The following is a 19469-nucleotide window of genomic DNA, read 5'->3' on the forward strand; positions in this document are numbered from 1 at the left end:
ATACTTTTTTACACCATTGCCAATCATCTTTTTGTGCATAGGCTACTATTACAACTGTTTTAGCAATAAATCATGTTGTTTAGTAAAGTATGTATAAATACAAAGACAGTTTCGGTACAGAAGAGCTCTCTGACATTGTTGCAGATCAGAAAGAGCGTCAGTACTCGTACATGGAAAAGCTCAAGGAAGAGATCAATGCATACAGTGTTTGCCTGCAGTCAATAAAACAGAATGGTATTTTTACCCTTTTAACTGTCGGTGAAGCAGACATTGACTTACCTGTAATGGCAGAAAAGGTGTTGCATGAGGGCTATTACTCTGAGAAAGATTCAAAAAACACTATTTATCTTGGCTGCGCCATCAAAAATGGTAAAGGAGACAATATTGGCGTGCTAGCCTGCTACTGCCCTGACCTACCCAATAACTCCGATCTCATACACAAACTCACAACCTTGTATGCAGACAAAATCAGTATTTTTGTGCAAAAGTGCTTCGGTGAAAAGCGTTTAGAATCCTACCTGGTACTGGTCGACAAAATACAGGCCATTTCAAAAACAGGCGCATGGGAATATAACTTCGAAAACGGTCAGGTATATTGGTCTGAGGAGATTTACCGTATTCATGGGCTTCCTTCTGAACATCAATTGAGCCCGGAACAGGCCATTAATTTTTATGCAGAAAATGAAAGACCCATAATTACAGCCGCTTTTAATCGGGTTGTCTCTGAAGGGAAAAGCTATGATTTAGAGTTGGAGTTTTTTGACCATGCAGGTAATAAAAAGTGGATCAGAACCACGGGTACGCCAGAATTTGATTCTCAGGGGCAAGTTATTCGTGCCTATGGTGCTTTTGAAGATATCACTGAGCAAAAGTTGTTAACGCTTAGCGTCGAAGAGAAAAAAGCTAAAATAGCCAATATTTTTGACAACATAAACGACGCAATACTTACGATAAACTCCTCGGGCATCATCACCCATTGCAATCAAGTAGCCAACAAAATGTTTGGCTATGCTGACGACGAGTTAATTGGCAGTAACGTGTGCCTACTAATGCCAGAACCTCATGCGAGTATGCACTCCGGTTACATTGCCCACTTTGAAAAAACCCGGCAGGCAAAAATCATAGGGATTGGTAGACAACTCCCTGCGCAACGAAAAAACGGCGAAATATTTCAGATGGAGTTGTCACTCACTGAATCGATAGAAGATGGAAAGGTGCAATACATAGGGACGATTAGAGATATTAGCGAGAGGATAAAGGCTGAGGACACTATCTATAACATAGCTTATACCGACAGCGTAACAGGCTTGAGAAACTTTCGCTGGTTTGAGGTGGTCTGTCAGGAACTTATGAATCTTGCTATGCGAGAAGCAAAGCATATACATTTGTTATTGCTCGATATAGACGCGATGAGCACCTTCAATCAAAAATATGGATTTAAAGAAGGTGACCGTGCAATGAAGCAGATTGCCGAGAACATTCAAAATGTCATCCCTCTTCACTATACCATCTTTAGATATCAATCTGATTCGTTTATTTTGCTGTCTGATGAATTGTATGCACCTGAAACCTTATCTGATGCGTCTTTTGAAGACATTAAGCACACTTTATTAGACCCACAGAACTTCTATCTAGATATCAAACATAACACAGTCAGCCTCGCGGCAAGCGTTGGCAGTGCGGTATGTAATCCTGATCAGCATAGCTTTGAGTCGGTACTGGGCGTGTTAGAGCATGCGAGAAAAGTGGCAAAACAAGACTCTCCTATGGGATTCTTTCATATTGATGACAAAGCGTTTGCTGCTTACAACCGGTTTATAGCAATAAACAATTTACTTTCACAACCACAGAAAATCAGTGGCCTTTCATTGCACTTTCAGCCACAGTTTAACAATGATGGACACCTGTTTTCCTGTGAAGCATTGCTACGATGGAACGATAAGGACATGGGTTTTATCAGCCCTGCGGAATTTATTCCCCTAGCGGAAGAAAACAATGCAATTATAGAGATTGGCCAATGGGTTATTGAAGAATCCTGTGCATTTATAAAACAATTACAGGATAAAGGCTTTTCTCTTTCCGTATCGATAAACGTCAGTGTGAAGCAGATTTTAATGCCAGACTTTTCTTCCGGTTTCATTAACACTTTGGAAAAGCAAGGTATTGACCCAAGTCGCATTGTTATTGAAATAACAGAAACCGTTTTGATTTCCAACATTGCCGTGGTAAAGGAAACAATGTCTACATTAGCAGAACGAGGGATCAGGTTTTCAATTGATGACTTCGGGACAGGGTATTCAAGTCTTGCTTATTTAAAAGAATTACCCATCTCGGAAATAAAAATAGATAAGTATTTTATCGACGATATACAGTGCAACGACGAGTCAAAAAGCTATGCCATAGTGGATGCTATTATTAATATGTCAAAAGCATTGGGCGCCGTGTGTGTAGCAGAGGGAGTGGAGTCGGAAAGCCAATTTCACTATTTAAAACGGCACGGCTGCAGCCTTTACCAAGGCTACTATTTTTCAAAACCCATAAGCATGACCCATTTTGTTTCGTTCTTAGAAAAGCGCGCCCAGTCCACAGTAAACATTTGACCCCTGCCCGCCCATTCACTGAAGTTTACTATTTTCGCCAATGGCAACGTTGTCATGTTTAGATAAAGTAAGTATAGTGTAAACACTTTTTTCACATGTGGCTGAGCATAAAGGGTGCTTTTCACATCATGGATTACGAGTAACTAAGAAGAAGTGACTTATGGAAACTGTTGATCAAAAACAAATCGCACCTGAGAAGCAGAGCATACTACTGCCAATGACATTGGCGGGTTCTATGTTTTTTATTCTTGGGTGTATTACCTGGCTAAATGGCGCGATAACGCCGTTTTTGCAACAAATGCTCGAATTAACCCCATTGCATGCCGCCTTTATTATCGCGTCATTTTACATTGCCGTGACCATAGCTGGTATTCCATCGGCTATGCTCATCAAACGTGTGGGTTATAAAAATGGTATGGCAATAGGCTGCGCAGTGATGGCTGCTTCCGCCCTTCTATACATACCCGCTGCGCAATTACAGAAAATTGAAATCTTTCTATGTGCACAGTTATTGATAGGTGTTGGCCAAACCATTTTGCAAACGGCTGTCAATCCTTACGTTGTAAAAATGGGCTCAGAAGATTCAGCGGCTGTTCGTGTTTGCATCATGGGACTTTTAAATAAGTTTGCCGGTGTTGTGGTACCGTACATGTTTGCTGCAGTCACAGTGGCAGGTGTCACAGACGGCGATGTGTTAAGTCAGGCTCAGAAAGACATAATGGCAAACAGTCTAATTGCGCCTTACATTGCAATTTCCGGTTTAATCTTCCTGTTCGCAGCGTTTGCTAAATTCTCTCCCCTACCCGATCTTGTTTTTGAGGAAGAGAGTTCAAGCAGTAAGGGCGAAGTCAGAGAGGCTATGCGTCACCCTCATTTAGTGTTGGGTGTTATTGCCATTGCACTGTACGTAGCGGTAGAGGTGATAGCTGCAGACACCATAGGCTCTTATGCACTCCACTTAGGTATTGCCGACTACTCGATCATGACCTCTTACACAATGAAGTGTATGTTGGTGGGGTATGCGATTGGTATTGTGCTCATTCCGCGCTATATGACACAGCAAAGTGCACTGGTTATGTCTGCTGTATCGGGCATTGTAGTGGCATTGTTAGTGGTATTTGGCAGTAACGATTCGTATTTAATTGCTAACGCCCTTCTCGTACCATTTGGTGGTCCAGAATTGCCAGATCCATTGCTGTGCATTGCATTGCTGGGTTTTGCCAACGCGATGGTATGGCCTGCAGTTTGGCCACTTGCACTTGCAGGATTGGGTAAACTCACTGGTACAGCTTCTGGCTTGCTGATTATGGGTATCGCTGGCGGAGCTTTAGGCCCTTTATTGCTTGGTCTGGCTAATATGTCAGGTTTAGGGCCGCAAGGCGCATACAGTGTTATGGTCCCTTGCTACTTGTATATTTTATTCTACGCATTGAAAGGCCACAAAATGCGCAGTTGGTAATACGCCATAAAAACAACCAAGCCCGACTATGAGTTGGGCTTTTTTCGTTTTGCAGGTTTATAAACCAGCTTGTGGGACTGATCGATTAGCCTTTCAATTTCGCCTTTTGGCACATCACCGTCGAGAAACACTGTTACCCAATGCTTCTTATTCATGTGATACCCTGGAATAACGTCGGCAAATACATCACATAAGCTTTGATTTTCTTCAGGTATACCCTTTACATTAATAATAGGACGCCCTTGATGAATGCTATGCAAAGCAAACATTTTCCCTGACACTTTGAACACTGCGGTGTCAGGGCCAAAAGGGAAGCACTCCTCTGCAAAAGGCATTGTCCGTAGGTAATTCACGATATCCATACATTACCCCAAGTTACGCGTAACGCGTGATTAGTATGCTAAACCAACAAATACTCGCGACAAGTAAACTGATAAAGACGGCTGCTGAACCTATGTCCTTGGCTTTTCCACTAAGTTCATGTTGATCAAAACTCACTCTGTCAACAACGGTTTCAATCGCGGTATTGAGTAATTCAGTAATAAGTACTAACAATAGGCTGCAAATTAATGTCAGCTTTTCTAGCAAGGACACATCTACCCAGAGAGCTACAGGAACAAGAATAATGATCGCCACTACTTCTTGTCGAACAGCGGCTTCACTTTTCATCGCGGCTTTAAGACCATGAATTGAGTAAATTGTGGCCATAACAATACGCTTAATACCAGTATTTTTATGCTGCATGCGAGTGTCCTAATCCGTTGAGATTTAGCTGCATTACTACTACCATTAAATCCCATTTATTGTCGGCTAAAAAACAACAATTAATGTCAGTTATCCAATTATTTTGGCTGTTTTTGCGCTTGGGTTTAACGTCATTCGGCGGACCAGTCGCACACTTGGGCTATTTTCAACATGAATTTGTCAAAAAGCGTGAGTGGCTCACTGATTCCGAATATGCTGAGCTTGTAGCACTTTGTCAGTTTTTACCCGGCCCGGCAAGTAGTCAGGTCGGAATGGCCATTGGTTATAAAATGGCAGGGCAAAAAGGCTGCTTGGCAGCATGGGTGGGCTTCACCTTACCAAGTGCATTGTTGATGGCAGTTTTAGGGGCTGGCGTTTATTTACTCAACCCTGAGTGGTTATCACCTGTTATCCAAAGCTTTTTATTGGTCGCAATTGCTGTTGTCGCACATGCGGTATGGGGTATGTATCAGAAATTATGTGGTGACACCTTAACCAGGTGCATAGCGTTAGCCTCAGCGCTTTTGCTATTGTATGTGTCGTTCCCCTTCTTGCATATCCTTATCATCGTGATGGCAGGTATGCTTTCGTTCATAGTCTTGCCTACCCTGTCGGTAGCCGATACCTCTCCTGAAGCAAGAACAAGACGCGCTCGTGGATTTGTCTGGTTTGCTGTTTTTACACTGTTGTTACTGCTGTTACCTATACTCGCTCAATTGGAATCAGGTGAACTTATTGCTCTTTTCGACATAAATTACCGAGCGGGTGCATTAGTTTTCGGTGGTGGCCATGTAGTGTTGCCTCTTTTGGAAAACGAAATTGTTGCCAATGGCTGGATGAAGGAAGGTGTGTTTTTAACCGGTTATGGCTTTGCTCAGGCCTTGCCAGGTCCCCTGTTTACTTTTTCTACGTTTATAGGCAGTGTGATGGTGAAAGAACAGCCCTTAATAGGGGCGCTGGTAGCGACCATCGCAGTGTTCTTGCCTGGCTATTTGTTGCTTATGTCAGCGTTGCCTCATATCCAGGGACTTCGCCAGCACCCCCATTTAAGTAAAGCCCTGGTAGGCATCAATGCTTCTGTGGTGGGCATACTCTTGGCCGCGTTCATCAACCCGGTTTTAATCAAAGGCATTCAAGACGTAATCGACATTGTAATAGCGATTTTGGGATTTTACCTGCTTAACAACAAAAAACGGCCTATCTTAGAAGTAATGAGCGTGATCATCTTACTTTCATTGTGCAAGACGTGGCTTATTTAGACGTTGAGATCAGGTGACCATGTGCGTATGATCTCGCGCTTTATTTTAAACACTGAATTGGGCTGAATAAGCTATGTTACTTTTATCAAAAAAGCAGGATTGGTTCGGTAATATCCGTGGTGACGTTCTTGCCGGTATTGTCGTCGCACTGGCGCTTATACCTGAGGCTATTGCATTTTCAATCATTGCTGGCGTTGACCCAAAAGTCGGCTTATATGCATCATTTTGTATAGCGGTAATTATTGCTATTGTGGGTGGTCGCCCCGGTATGATCTCAGCCGCTACAGGTGCCATGGCACTGGTAATGGTTACCTTAGTAAAAGAACATGGCCTCGAATACCTATTGGCGGCAACCTTACTCACAGGCATTTTACAAATTATAGCGGGGTACCTGAAACTGGGGGCCTTGATGTCCTTTGTATCTCGATCTGTAGTAACGGGTTTTGTAAATGCGTTGGCCATTCTTATATTTATGGCACAGTTGCCTGAATTAACCAATGTTACTTGGCATGTTTATGCGATGACGGCCGTAGGCCTTGGGATCATTTACCTGTTTCCTTATATCCCTGTGATTGGTAAATCAATTCCGTCTCCGCTAGTGTGTATTCTGACATTAACTGTGTTTGCTGTAGCGACAGGACTAGATATCAGAACCGTAGGCGACATGGGCCAGCTGCCCGATACATTGCCTGTCTTCCTCTGGCCCGATGTTCCACTGACATTAGAAACGTTAGCTATCATTTTTCCCTATTCTGCAGCACTTGCTGTGGTGGGGTTATTGGAATCACTCATGACAGCAACGATTGTTGACGATTTGACCGACACTGAAAGTGACAAAAACCGTGAATGTAAAGGCCAGGGTATTGCTAATATCGGTGCTGGCTTGTTAGGCGGAATGGCCGGTTGTGCCATGATTGGCCAGTCAATAATCAATGTTAAATCTGGTGGTCGAGGCAGGTTATCTACGTTTGTAGCAGGTGCTCTACTACTCATTATGGTGGTGTTTTTGAGTGACTGGATCAGTCAAATTCCAATGGCAGCGCTTGTTGCCGTGATGATCATGGTATCGATTGGAACGTTTAGTTGGGACTCCGTTAAAAACCTTAAGTCACATCCTTTGTCATTTAATATTAGTATGCTCGCAACAGTCATTGTAACGGTTGCAACACACAATCTAGCTTACGGTGTATTTGTCGGTGTGTTGTTCGCGTCTGTGTTTTTTGCAAATAAAGTCAGCCACTTCATGTATGTAGAAAAAGAGGTAGACCAGAGCAGTGCTACTGCCACCTACAAAGTACACGGTCAGGTATTTTTTAATTCAGCGGATAAATTCACCGCTCAGTTTGATTTCAAGGCTGTTGTAGAAAAAGTGGTTATTGATTTACACCTCGCACATTTTTGGGACGTGTCAGCCGTTGAAGCACTGGATAAAGTGGTTTTAAAATTCAGAAGAGAGGGTGCTGAGGTAGAACTCATCGGCCTGAATGAAGCGAGCTCAACCATTATTGACCGCTTTGGCATACATGACGACCCCAAAGAAATTGATAAAGTGCTTGGAGGACATTAAGCATGGAACAGCCCAACGTAGTTGCCGGTATTGATGGTTCGAAACTAAGCACAAGCGTTGCAGATTATGCAAGCTGGATAGCTCAGACGGTGGGTGTGCCACTGACATTTTTACACAACTTGGAACACAGAGAGCCACCCGTTTCCAGTGATCTTAGTGGTAGTATTGGACTGGGTAGCCGCGAACACCTACTTGATGAACTCATTGAGTTGGAAGCACGTCGCAATAAGTTATTGGTGGAAGAAGGCAAATCCATGCTGGATACTGCAAAAGAGCGTGCAAGTCAGGTTGGTGTGGAGCATTGTACAACGCTTCAGCGTCATGGCGTGTTATCAGAAACACTGGTTGAGCTGGAAGACAGTATACGTGTTTTAGTACTAGGTGCCCGCGGTGAGGACCACGAAGAAGGTTCGTCTGCGTTAGGACACCAAATTGAATCAATCATTCGTGCTTTACACAAGCCCGTGCTTATCGTTAACAGAGAATTCAGACAGCCTAAGCGCTTGTTACTTGCCTATGATGGCAGTGAAGCAGCCAATAAAGCCTTAAATTGGCTATGCACATCACCACTCTATAAAAGCATGACCTGTCACGTTGTACATGTATGTGATAAATCAGACAAAGGAAGTCAGTTGTTAGCCGAAGCTAAGCAAACCCTTGAGGCTGCTGGTGTATCGGCTGAAACACGGCTGATTGAAGGCAACGCAGAAACTGAATTACTGGGCTATCAACACAAACACAATATCGACCTTCTCGTGATGGGTTCATTTGGACACAGTCGTTTAAGAGAAATGTTGCTCGGAAGTTTTACGTTAAAAATGCTTAATAAGGCGAGTATTCCATTACTGTTGTTGCGCTAATGTGAACGCTTTTTATACTCGTATCCAGATGAATTACGAGGTAACATAGTTAAGCGCTTAAAAAATAACAAAAACAACAAATGGAAAAAATAGATATTGTTAAGCGGCTCGTCCGCTCACATAACTATCAACACATCGAAAACGTTTATACTCGTTGTGTCGAACTGGGCATTCATGTTAACAGAAGTGCCCTCACCCGCTTTGCTCAAAAGCTCGCGCTGATTGATCGCGCTGAGCGCCAGGTTAAGAAAAAAAAGCATTTATCTGACTTTGACTTTGAGCCAAAAACGCAAACTTTTTACGCAGAAAAACAAACGCAAGAAGAATACCAGCTTGCCGCTGACTACGAACCTGAACCACAAGCACAAACATATCCAGTTGAGCCTAAACCTATTCCCTCACCTGCTGCTGTATCAGTGGCCGATATTGCATCTGCTTCCTCAGCGAATGAGGTGCAAAATAACAAGAAAGTTCTAAGCTATGGTGAGGCTAAACGACGCGAAACAGAGATCACCTTTGAATTGGGGGCACTCAAAATAAAAGAGCATGCTTTGTTTGAAGAACTCAATGAAATCGCACAAATAATTGAAGACAAGCACTAAGCCTTTGAGCCTCAATGCATAAAATGGCAGACTTAGTGCTGGTTATTACACGGACTTTGTCTCTTGGAATACAGTTTCTTACTATTTGCATTTATTTGCGGACTTTCAGTTAAACTTATTGGCATCCCACCGCTAGTCGGCTATTTGCTAGCAGGGTTCATTCTTCACGCCGTAGGTTTCAATGCTACAGAAGAGCTCACCACTATTGCCAATTTAGGCATTACTATTATGTTGTTCACCATCGGATTGAAACTTAACATCCGTGATTTGGGGCGAAGAGAAGTCTGGGCCAACAGCCTGCTACACACAACGGCATGGGTGGCACTGTGTTCCTCTATATTATATGGCGCAGCGGTTGTGATCAGTTATTTAACCGAACTCAGTATTGCCAGTGCCTTGCTTATTGCTTTTGCGTTGAGTTTTAGTAGTACAGTTTGTGTTGTAAAAGTATTAGAAGAAAGCGGCGAAAGTAAAACACGTCACGGCAAAATAGCCATTGGTGTGCTAGTGATGCAGGATATCTTTGCCGTTGTTTTCATGGTAGTTGCCACAGGTAAAATCCCCAGCGTTTATGCGTTACTGTTACTGTTGCTCATACCATTGATGCCAGTTTTCTACCGAATTATCAATAAATCTGGTCACGGTGAATTACTGCCGTTAACCGGATTTATATTTGCTTTGGGTGGTTATCATTTGTTTGAAGCCGTCAATATTAAGGGCGACTTGGGCGCACTGTTAGCCGGGTTGTTGCTTGCCCGGCATGGAAAGGCCGTTGAATTGGCAAAGTCCTTGATGAGTTTTAAGGATCTGTTCCTGATAGGTTTTTTCCTTAGCATTGGCCTTACCGCTTTACCTGACACGCCTATGTTGCTGACTGGACTTGCATTATGCCTCTTGCTTCCGTTGAAGTTTGCTATGTTCTATTTTTTGTTTATGGCGTTGCGTCTGCGTGCAAGAACAGCATTTCTTTCAAGTTTAGTGTTAGGCAACTACAGTGAATTTGGTTTAATTGTGGGTGCTTTGGCTGTCTCACTTGGAATGCTGGATGCAAATTGGCTAGTCATTATTGCCATATCGGTGTCTACATCATTCGTTTTTACCAGTATCGCCTACAAATCCTCACATCAGCAATACAACCGTTTTAAAGAGTCGTTAAAACGCTTTGAAAAGACCGAACGACTGAATGAAGATATTTATCCGGTAATGACAAACGCACAATTCTTGGTAATTGGCATGGGCCGTGTGGGCATTGGGGCTTTCACCTCCTTGTCGAACCTGGCTAAAGATGTGGTGTGGGGTATGGATGCTGACAGAGCGAAAATCAATTCCCTAAAACACCAAGGTCATAATGTGGTACTGGGAGACGGAGAAGATATTGACCTGTGGGAAAACTTAGACATGAGCCAGGTAAGATTAATACTGCTTGCCCTGCCCTCAATTGAAGATGCGATTAACGTTACATCGCAACTGAAACAAGCAAAATATGAAGGCAAGATCGCCGCCATTGCCCGCTATCAGGATGAAGTAGATATCTTACTTGATAATGGCGTTGACAAGGTCTTCAATTTCTTTACCGATGCCGGATTAGGTTTTGCTGAAGAAAGCTTGTCGTATATCGGTGATCACCCTGCTGCTAAATAAGAACCTTTAATTTAGTGATAATCGTTTTCATTAGTATGTTGTTGAAATATAACGTATTTTTTTGACTTCTCAACAAGAGGAGCTATACTTGTGTCTGTATTAACTTGCTGGGGATAGCAAATGCGTGGCGACAAAGCCGTAGTGGCCTCTTTAAACGAGGTGTTAACCACTGAACTTACTTCCATAAATCAGTATTTTTTACATGCTAGAATGTATAAAAACTGGGGGCTGGATAGTTTAAATGAAAAACACTACAAAAAGTCGATTAAAGATATGAAACAGGCAGATGCATTGATTGAGCGCATTCTGTTTTTGGAAGGACTACCCAACTTGCAGGCATTGGGAAAGCTGTATATCGGCGAAGAAACAGCAGAAATGCTCGCCTGTGACATGAAGTTTGAAAATGAACAATTAGCCGTGATAAGAGATGCCGTTACCTTGTGCGAACAAAAAAAGGACTATGTGAGTAGAGATTTGCTGACAGAGATCCTTGAATATGAGGAAGAGCATCTAGACTGGATTGAAACGCAACAATATCAAATTGAGAATATGGGCATGGAAAACTACCTACAGGCCCAGGTTTTGGGAGATGACTAATGAAAGGTAATCAAAAAATCATTGACGCCCTCAATGGCTTGCTAGCCTATGAACTTGCCGCCATGGACCAGTATTTTATTCATTCTCAGATGTACCTTGACTGGGGGTTAAATAAACTTTACGAGCGCATTAATCATGAGTTTGACGACGAACGTGGTCATGCCACCAAGTTAATCGAACGTATGTTGTTTTTGGAAGGCGTGCCAAATATGCAAAATCGCAGCGGCTTTCAAGTAGGTCATGATGTACCCAGTATGCTGGAAAGCGATTTGCGTGTTGAATATGCTGTCGATGAGGCCCTGAAAGACGCTATTGCATTATGTGAAGCTGAACGCGATTACGTTACCCGCGACATGCTAGTCACTTTGCTTGATGATACTGAGATGGATCACGCTTACTGGTTAGAGCAGCAGCTAGGTCTGATCAAACGACTAGGGCTAGAAAACTATCTCCAGTCTCAACTATAAAGCGCGCGTTTGAAACTGAATTAGGGACGTGGTGGCGTCTTCAAAGGTCACCACCATGTTCCATGTCATGTTGGGCTCACTGCACGCACCAAGCATAGTCCACCCTTTCCACTTATTCTTTTCCTGGCTTTCAGCAACTACAGGCGTTTTACCCATATACATGTTAGCCCCCTCTATGTGAATTGACCGTATAGGCTTGAGTGAGTCGCCGGCAAAACGAATGGTTAACGGCTCTTCAATTTGAGGCTTTGGTGAAAAGCTGACCAAAACACGTTCGTTATCCAGTATAAATTCGCACTGACCATCCTGAATAACACAATTTTCGGGGCCTTCTAGCGCCCGCGCAGTAGGCTGACGCGAGTACTTCATCGCCCAGGCCATGGCAATGACTAATACAAATACCCAAAAAGCCTTTAAATAAACCATCTAATCTCTTCAAAATGTTTATAATTTGTAAACCTAACACGACGTATTTGTAAACGTAAACTTTGCTGGTTTGACTTGGATCAACCCTTGCGACTTTACGGTATCTTTTTGTAATTAAAAACTTTATTATTCCCGCGTGAACGCCGCTATGTGGGTGGAAAGTGTACAAAAATTTACACCTAAAATCTGCAGAAGTTAGCGAAATTACCGACGTTGCGATTCTTTTTTTATAATAGATAGTGCGAAAAGACTTAACGTCAACACAGCAAAAAATTCCAAACTCAAAATGGAAACTTTAAGAATGAGTGATACAAGCCAGGTAACTCCAGACTATAACTATAAGGTAGTACGGCAATTCACTATTATGACCATTATATGGGGCATAGTAGGTATGGCCGTAGGTTTGCTGATTGCAGCACAACTATTTGCACCAGCACTAAATTTTGATGTGCCATGGTTAACCTATTCCCGTTTGCGACCTTTACACACCAATGCGGTCATCTTTGCATTTGGTGGCTGTGCGCTGTTTGCAACGTCCTATTATATTGTACAACGCACTTGTCAGGTTAGGTTGTTCAGTGACAAGTTAGCTGCGTTTACCTTTTGGGGATGGCAGGCTGTTATTGTACTGGCTGCTATCACTTTACCTTTGGGCATTACATCCAGTAAAGAGTACGCTGAGCTTGAGTGGCCAATCGACATATTAATTGCGTTGGTCTGGGTAGCTTACATAATCAACTTCTTTGGTACCCTGGTTATCCGTAAAGTGTCGCACATTTACGTTGCCAATTGGTTCCTGGGAGCCTTTATGCTGACCGTTGCAGTATTACACATCGGTAACAGCATGGCGCTACCTGTATCATTCACTAAATCTTATTCTATCTATGCCGGCGCTGTCGATGCTATGATGCAGTGGTGGTATGGACATAACGCAGTTGGGTTTTTCCTAACAGCGGGTTTCCTAGGAATGATGTATTACTTTGTACCTAAGCAGGCTGGACGCCCTGTTTATTCATATCGCCTTTCAGTCGTTCACTTTTGGGCCCTAATTTCACTTTATATTTGGGCGGGTCCTCACCATTTACACTACACCGCTCTACCTGATTGGACACAGTCGTTAGGTATGGTGATGTCGCTAATTCTATTTGTGCCTTCTTGGGGTGGGATGATCAACGGGATCATGACACTGTCAGGCGCCTGGCATAAGCTGCGGACTGACCCTGTATTGCGTTTTCTGATTGTTTCATTGTCTTTCTATGGTATGTCCACCTTCGAAGGGCCAATGATGAGTATTAAAACGGTAAATGCGCTATCTCATTACACCGATTGGACTGTAGGTCACGTTCACTCTGGCGCATTGGGTTGGGTTGCCATGGTATCTATTGGCTCGGTATATCACCTTATTCCTATCCTGTTCGGACAAAAAGGCATGTACAGCACGAAATTAGTGAATGTGCACTTCTGGTTAGCCACCATCGGTGTTGTGCTTTATATCGTTGCCATGTGGATGTCTGGTGTACTGCAGGGCCTAATGTGGCGTGCAGTCAATGAAGACGGCACCTTGACCTATAGCTTTGTTGAGTCTTTGGAAGCCTCATATCCGTTCTATGTTGTTCGTTTTATTGGTGGTGTGTTTGTTGTTGCCGGCATGTTGGTGATGGCCTACAACACTTATCGCACTGTACGTGCACCCAAAGGTAGCTTTGCATCAGCCGATGCAGCAGCTCAAGCAGCATAAGGAGCGCGCAAATGGCAAATCCACATGAGTTAATTGAAAAAAATGTCGGCCTGCTGACAGTGCTTATCTTAATCGCTATCAGCTTCGGTGCCATGGTGCAAATTACACCACTTATGTTTCAACAGGACACTATGGAACCAGTGAAAGGATTAAAACCTTACACTGCGCTTCAACTCGAAGGACGGGACATTTATATCCGTGAAGGCTGTTCTGGCTGTCACAGCCAAATGATCCGCCCTTTCCGCGCTGAGACCGAACGTTATGGTCACTACAGTGTTGCTGGTGAGTCTGTTTGGGAGCATCCATTCTTGTGGGGCTCTAAGCGAACCGGCCCTGACCTTGCACGTGTAGGTGGTCGTTATAGTGATGAGTGGCACAGAGTCCACTTGATCAACCCCCGTGATGTTGTACCAGAGTCTAATATGCCGGGTTACCCATGGCTGGCAGAAAATGTGCTTACTGGAGAATTGACTGCTAAGAAAATGAAAACCTTTCAAACATTTGGTGTTCCGTATACCGATGAAGATGTAGCTGGCGCCAAAGCGGCGGTTGAAGGCAAAACAGAGATGGAAGCCTTAATTGCATATCTTCAGTCACTGGGAACGTATTTACAGTGATGGACCAGGGGATCATAGGCAGTATTTTTACCGTTGTTGTATTTGTCGCCTTTATCGGCGTGTGTTGGTGGGCTTTCAGTGGCCGCAATAAAAAGCGCTTTGATGAAGCTGCCAACCTGCCCTTCGCAGACGAACCAACAACGAACGAACAAAATGAAAAGCGGGAGTCATAACCCATGAGCATGTTTTGGACTATTTGGATTTCAGTAATTACCTTAGGGTCAATTATTGGCTGTTATTTTTTACTTCGCTGGTGCCTGGCTAATAATACGGGTGTCAAGGAAGGCGAAAGCATGGGGCACGAATTTGATGGGATCATCGAAATCAACAACCCCCTGCCAAAGTGGTGGACCTACTTATTTTATATTGTGATCGTTTGGGGCTTTGTCTACTTACTCCTTTACCCAGGTTTAGGGGCGTGGCAAGGTCTGTTTGGTTGGAAAAGCTCTAACCAAGGCATACTAACACTGGAAGAATCTGCTCAGGCACGCATTGAAGCCAAAGAGCAAGGAAAACTGGTCCAGTACGACCGTGAGTTAGACTTTGCTGCTGAGCGTTTCGACCCTATTTTTGCTGAATATGCTAAAGTACCGGTAGAAGAATTGGCAACAAATGAAGAAGCCATTAAAGTGGGTCAGCGTCTATTTTTACAAAACTGTGCGCAATGCCATGGTTCAGACGCCGGCGGTCAAAATGGCGGATTCCCGAATTTGACAGACAACGACTGGTTATATGGCGGCTCGGGTGCAAAAATTAAAGAAACCTTGCTGCTTGGACGCCAAGGTGTGATGCCTGGATGGATAGATTCATTTGGCGAACAAGGCGTTGATGAAGTAGTCGCCTACACGCTTAGCCTCAGCGGCAGAGACGTTGATCAAGGACTTGCTGACAGGGGTAAAGCACGCTTTGCCGCTTGTGCTGCCTGTCACGGCATGGATGGAAAAGGTAACCAAATGTTGGGTGCACCAAACCTTACTGACCAGATTTGGTTGTATGGTGGCAGTACACGTGCGGTAACTGAGACCCTCACCTACGGAAGAAACGGCGTGATGCCATCCTTCAAGAAAACCTTGGGTGAGGACAAAATCCATGTTGTTTCAGCTTATGTATACAGCTTGTCAAACTAACGAAATATGAAGTGTAAAAAGCCCCGTGCATACGGGGCTTTTTATCGTGAAGTGATAATGAAAACTGAAAACCTAGTCCCTTGGTATAAACAATTTTGGCCCTGGTTCTTAATTGCCATCCCCACCTCTTCATTCATTGTTGGTGGTATTGTGATTCACTTTGCAACCACAACAACCGATAGTCTAGTGGTTGACGATTATTATAAAGAAGGCCGTGCCATCAATGCCCGATTAGACAAAAAAGAAAGGGCAAAGTATCTCAACATTACAACCGAAATAGACATACAAAAGTCTGGCGCTGCGAGCGTTGTTTTCCACTCAGGTCGTCCTAAATCCGGTGAAGCCATCAAGCTCATGTTTTATCACGTTACCCTACAGGACAAAGATCAGGAAATACTATTAACACGCGATGCAAATGGTGTGTATAGAGGCTTCGTGGAAGGCATGCCCAAACAAGGGAAATGGCGTGTAACGCTATTGCCACTTAACGAAGAGTGGAAAATTCAACAAACTTTATATTTCCCCCAAAATGGGCCGTTTGCTTTTAACCCCAAATGAGTAATCACGAAAATTGTTATCATTGCGGTTTGCCGAACGACCCGCAGCAGGAATTTTTCACGACTATTTTAGGGCAGCCCCGTCAACTATGCTGTCCAGGCTGTCATGCAGTTGCAACCGCCATCGTTGAAAATGGGTTGGAAAGCTATTATCAATTTCGCACAGAGCCCGCTGAAAAAGGCGACGACGCTCTGGATATAACACTGGCTAAATTGGCGATATACGATCAGCCCGAGCTGCAAGAAGAGTTTGTCTACGACGAGGGAAAACACAAACAAATTCAGCTCACTATTGAAGGTATAACCTGTGCAGCCTGCGGCTGGCTAATAGAAAAGCAACTGATTAAACAGGCAGGTATAAAGCAAGTTGCTGTCAATGTGGCGGAAAGGCGGGCCGTGGTGACGTGGGAATCAGCAACCATCTCACTGAGTAAAATACTCCTAACCATTAAACGTATTGGTTATCACGCCATGCCTTTCCAGCCTGACCAGCACGAGCAATCTTTTATTAATGAACATAAGCGCTATCTAAAAAAGGTAGGGCTAGCCGGCATCATGACGATGCAGGTGATGATGTTGATGACCGGGCTTTATTTTGATCTTTTTGGCAATATTGGACATGAAACACGGCAGTATTTCTATTGGATTGCACTAGTTTTAACCACACCGGTGGTGTTTTATTCAGGCAGTGTGTTTTATCTAGGCGCGTTTAAAGCGCTTGCTGCCAAAACAGTAAACATGGACGTGCCCGTTACAATCGCAGTGCTCGGTACTTACCTAGCAGGGATAAAGTCGGTATTGCTTGAAGAGGGAGAGGTTTACTTCGAGTCAATCTGTATGTTTGTCTTTCTGCTATTGCTTAGCCGCTTTTTGGAGCACAGGGCACGACAAAAAGCCGCGCAGGTTTCTGCCAATTTAATGCAACATATTCCTGTAACGGCAAATCAATTAGATGAGAAAGGTAACCTCACTACACAGTTGGCAAAATCTTTATCGGTCGGTGACAAAGTGTTAGTAAAGGCCGGTGAGACTGTGCCAATTGATGGAATAATTGAACGCGGGGAATCAAGGATTGATGAGTCTATGTTAACCGGAGAATTTGCCCCTGTTGCGAAAGTGGCAGGCGATGGCGTATACGGTGGAACCATTAATCAAAATGGCGTATTGGAAGTCAGGGTCACCGCAACGCTAAAGAATGCATTGGTCAACCAGATTATACGTTTGCAAACGAGCGCCTTGATTAATAAACCCAAAATTGCACAAACGGCAGACAGGTTTTCCAAAATATTTGTCAGTATTGTGTTGGTGCTTTCAGCGCTTACCTTTGGTTTTTGGTCTTACCTTGGCAGTGAACAGGCATTTTGGATCATGATTGCGGTATTAATTGCCACTTGCCCCTGTGCGCTAGGTTTAGCTACCCCTTCAGCATTAACCTGTGCCATGGCCAATTTAAATTCCCATGGGATCCTCATTAAGCGCGCCGATGCCCTTGAGCAGCTCACGAAAATAGACACCATCGCGCTAGACAAAACAGGTACGCTCACCAAGGGGGCATTTAGCATAGAAAAACAGGTGTTTGCACCGGAAATACATGAAAGCACGGCATTAGGTATTGCCCATGCGCTAGAAACAGCATCAGAACATCCTATTGCCAGTGCATTTCTGAGCAATACCGATTTCACCGCAAGAAACGTAAAAGTAGAACCGGGTAAAGGCTTGATGGGACACGTTGACGGTGAGGTATTTTACATAGGGTCGCCCCAATGGTTCGCTGAAGTCACTGGTCACACCCTCGTGGTCCTGCCGTTATCACCGAATGTAATTCTTTTTAATGAACACCAGTGGTTGGCCGCATTTGTAGTAAGTGACGAGCTCAAAGAAGGTACAGACACGGTTATTGACGAACTGCGTGCGCGCTATGCTATGTGTTTATTAAGTGGCGATACACAAAAGCAAGTTGATAAAGTAGCCAGAGCACTGAATATTCAAAATGCCATGGGTGAAATGACCCCCGAATCGAAAATGGCATATATGCAAGACGCCCAGCGTGATGGATCCCGCGTATTAATGATGGGCGACGGGATTAACGATGCGCCTGTATTGGCGCAAGCTGACGTTTCAGTAGCGGTTGGTAACGCTACTGATGTGGCGCGCTCTGCAGCTGATGTCATCTTTTTGAATGCAGAATTACAGGGTGTTCAAAGGGTGATCGGAATAGCCGAACTAACTGCTCGAAAAATTAAGCAAAACATGGCATGGGCCCTAGGATATAATGTATCCATTCTGCCATTTGCGGTTTCAGGTATACTGCATCCATGGATGGCAATGGTTGGCATGTCACTAAGTTCAATCATTGTAGTTGCCAACTCCGCCCGTCTTTTGAAGAAGGATTTGCTGTGAGTATTATTTATGTATTGATACCGATTGCAGTGATTATTGTCGCGATTGCTATTGGCGTTTTCTTTTGGGCCGTAAAGTCTAATCAATTCGACGATTTGGAACGTCACGGCTCAAGCATCTTATTTGACGACGATATTCAGTCTAAAAAGGATGACTGAATTTTCTTATATCAGTGCCTTTTTTATTGGCCTTGCGGGGGGCGTTCATTGTCTGGGCATGTGCGGCAGTATAACGCTAGCCATGAGGGCTGCGTCACCCGTGAATTCTCATCACTTCCCTTTTGCCCTCAGTTATCACACTGGCAGAGTCATTAGCTATTCTGTCGCAGGTGCGTTCACAGGTTTGTTAGGAGGCATGGTTTCAACAGCATCACATTATGGCGCTGTGACCTTACAACTCATTAGTATTGTTATGTTGATATTAATGGCGCTCTACCTTGGTCAATGGTATCGAGGGCTGACCCGTTTAGAGCAATTGGGTGCTCATTTATGGAAAAAGCTACAGCCAGTATCAAAACGCTTTATTCCTTTTCGAACACCGCTTCATGCCCTGCCCTATGGCATGATTTGGGGGTGGCTACCCTGTGGACTCGTGTACTCCACACTCACGTGGTCCCTTGCATCACAAAGCATGCAACAAGGTTTTTTCATTATGTTGGCATTCGGATTAGGTACTTTTCCGGTCATGCTGCTCGCCAGTGCTGGTGCTTCTTCATTGGCAACCTTATTACGACATGCTGCTACCCGCCAAATCATCGCCGTCGGCCTAATTATGTACGCTTTCACTTTGCTTTTTTTTATTCTTTGAT

The 19469-nt window shown here is 43.9% G+C and carries 20 protein-coding genes; 17 read left to right on the forward strand and 3 right to left on the reverse strand.

Translation table 11 applies throughout. From position 1 onward, the window contains the following. Window positions 1-89: 89 nt before the first annotated feature. Window positions 90-2600: a bifunctional diguanylate cyclase/phosphodiesterase gene (locus DRW07_RS07635; protein WP_124027287.1), complete on the forward strand. Its 2511-nt coding sequence runs from the start codon at window positions 90-92 to the stop codon at window positions 2598-2600. A gap of 160 nt (window positions 2601-2760) precedes the next feature. Then, on the forward strand, window positions 2761-4059 hold the full coding sequence (gene nagP, locus DRW07_RS07640; protein ID WP_124027288.1) for an N-acetylglucosamine MFS transporter NagP: 1299 nt from the start codon (window positions 2761-2763) through the stop codon (window positions 4057-4059). A gap of 26 nt (window positions 4060-4085) precedes the next feature. On the opposite strand, the gene DRW07_RS07645 is transcribed toward nagP, so the two are convergent. Next, window positions 4086-4421 (reverse strand): MmcQ/YjbR family DNA-binding protein, encoded by a 336-nt coding sequence (locus DRW07_RS07645; RefSeq protein ID WP_124027289.1) that lies wholly within the window; start codon window positions 4419-4421, stop codon window positions 4086-4088. 13 nt (window positions 4422-4434) lie between these two features. After that, window positions 4435-4803, reverse strand: coding sequence for a diacylglycerol kinase (locus tag DRW07_RS07650; protein WP_124027290.1), 369 nt, complete (start codon window positions 4801-4803; stop codon window positions 4435-4437). An 83-nt stretch (window positions 4804-4886) separates the two neighbouring features. On the opposite strand from DRW07_RS07650, the gene chrA reads away from it, so the two are divergent. The 7 genes from chrA to bfr (DRW07_RS07685) all read left to right on the forward strand — a co-directional run bounded on the left by chrA (window position 4887) and on the right by bfr (DRW07_RS07685) (window position 11796). Then, window positions 4887-6062: a chromate efflux transporter gene (gene chrA, locus DRW07_RS07655; protein ID WP_124027291.1), complete on the forward strand. Its 1176-nt coding sequence runs from the start codon at window positions 4887-4889 to the stop codon at window positions 6060-6062. A gap of 73 nt (window positions 6063-6135) precedes the next feature. Beyond that, on the forward strand, window positions 6136-7629 hold the full coding sequence (locus DRW07_RS07660) for a SulP family inorganic anion transporter (RefSeq protein WP_124027292.1): 1494 nt from the start codon (window positions 6136-6138) through the stop codon (window positions 7627-7629). A 2-nt stretch (window positions 7630-7631) separates the two neighbouring features. Then, entirely contained in the window at window positions 7632-8489 is an 858-nt protein-coding gene (locus tag DRW07_RS07665; protein WP_124027293.1) for a universal stress protein, read from the forward strand. Window positions 8490-8569: 80 nt separating this feature from the next. Continuing rightward, on the forward strand, window positions 8570-9091 hold the full coding sequence (locus DRW07_RS07670) for a hypothetical protein (protein WP_124027294.1): 522 nt from the start codon (window positions 8570-8572) through the stop codon (window positions 9089-9091). 63 nt (window positions 9092-9154) lie between these two features. Beyond that, window positions 9155-10732 (forward strand): cation:proton antiporter family protein, encoded by a 1578-nt coding sequence (locus tag DRW07_RS07675; RefSeq protein ID WP_124027295.1) that lies wholly within the window; start codon window positions 9155-9157, stop codon window positions 10730-10732. A gap of 120 nt (window positions 10733-10852) precedes the next feature. Continuing rightward, entirely contained in the window at window positions 10853-11329 is a 477-nt protein-coding gene (bfr, locus tag DRW07_RS07680) for a bacterioferritin (RefSeq protein WP_124027296.1), read from the forward strand. Continuing rightward, window positions 11329-11796, forward strand: coding sequence for a bacterioferritin (bfr, locus tag DRW07_RS07685; RefSeq protein WP_124027297.1), 468 nt, complete (start codon window positions 11329-11331; stop codon window positions 11794-11796). Before bfr (DRW07_RS07680) ends, bfr (DRW07_RS07685) begins: the two co-directional genes overlap by 1 nt. On the opposite strand, the gene DRW07_RS07690 is transcribed toward bfr (DRW07_RS07685), so the two are convergent. Continuing rightward, window positions 11791-12222 (reverse strand): hypothetical protein, encoded by a 432-nt coding sequence (locus DRW07_RS07690; RefSeq protein WP_124027298.1) that lies wholly within the window; start codon window positions 12220-12222, stop codon window positions 11791-11793. The two genes, bfr (DRW07_RS07685) and DRW07_RS07690, sit on opposite strands and share 6 nt — an antisense overlap. Before the next feature lie 301 nt (window positions 12223-12523). On the opposite strand from DRW07_RS07690, the gene ccoN reads away from it, so the two are divergent. The 8 genes from ccoN to DRW07_RS07730 are packed head-to-tail and all read left to right on the forward strand — an operon-like array spanning window position 12524 to window position 19468. Next, window positions 12524-13960, forward strand: coding sequence for a cytochrome-c oxidase, cbb3-type subunit I (ccoN, locus tag DRW07_RS07695; RefSeq protein ID WP_124027299.1), 1437 nt, complete (start codon window positions 12524-12526; stop codon window positions 13958-13960). 11 nt (window positions 13961-13971) lie between these two features. Then, the gene (ccoO, locus tag DRW07_RS07700) at window positions 13972-14577 is read left to right on the forward strand and encodes a cytochrome-c oxidase, cbb3-type subunit II (protein ID WP_124027300.1); all 606 of its coding nucleotides are present in this window, start codon (window positions 13972-13974) and stop codon (window positions 14575-14577) included. Beyond that, a complete protein-coding gene (locus DRW07_RS07705; protein ID WP_124027580.1) occupies window positions 14577-14750 on the forward strand; it encodes a cbb3-type cytochrome oxidase subunit 3 in 174 nt (57 codons plus the stop codon). The genes ccoO and DRW07_RS07705 overlap by 1 nt, the downstream gene beginning before the upstream one ends. Before the next feature lie 3 nt (window positions 14751-14753). Continuing rightward, window positions 14754-15704, forward strand: coding sequence for a cytochrome-c oxidase, cbb3-type subunit III (gene ccoP / locus DRW07_RS07710; protein ID WP_124027301.1), 951 nt, complete (start codon window positions 14754-14756; stop codon window positions 15702-15704). A gap of 57 nt (window positions 15705-15761) precedes the next feature. After that, window positions 15762-16262, forward strand: a complete 501-nt coding sequence (locus DRW07_RS07715; protein WP_124027302.1) for a FixH family protein — start codon at window positions 15762-15764, stop codon at window positions 16260-16262. Continuing rightward, on the forward strand, window positions 16259-18661 hold the full coding sequence (locus tag DRW07_RS07720; protein ID WP_124027303.1) for a heavy metal translocating P-type ATPase: 2403 nt from the start codon (window positions 16259-16261) through the stop codon (window positions 18659-18661). The genes DRW07_RS07715 and DRW07_RS07720 overlap by 4 nt, the downstream gene beginning before the upstream one ends. Continuing rightward, on the forward strand, window positions 18658-18819 hold the full coding sequence (ccoS, locus tag DRW07_RS07725; RefSeq protein WP_124027304.1) for a cbb3-type cytochrome oxidase assembly protein CcoS: 162 nt from the start codon (window positions 18658-18660) through the stop codon (window positions 18817-18819). The genes DRW07_RS07720 and ccoS overlap by 4 nt, the downstream gene beginning before the upstream one ends. Then, entirely contained in the window at window positions 18812-19468 is a 657-nt protein-coding gene (locus tag DRW07_RS07730; RefSeq protein WP_124027305.1) for a sulfite exporter TauE/SafE family protein, read from the forward strand. Before ccoS ends, DRW07_RS07730 begins: the two co-directional genes overlap by 8 nt. The last annotated feature ends 1 nt before the right edge of the window (window position 19469 follow it).

Source organism: Paralteromonas sediminis (assembly GCF_003820355.1).
Classification (GTDB): domain Bacteria; phylum Pseudomonadota; class Gammaproteobacteria; order Enterobacterales; family Alteromonadaceae; genus Alteromonas_F; species Alteromonas_F sediminis.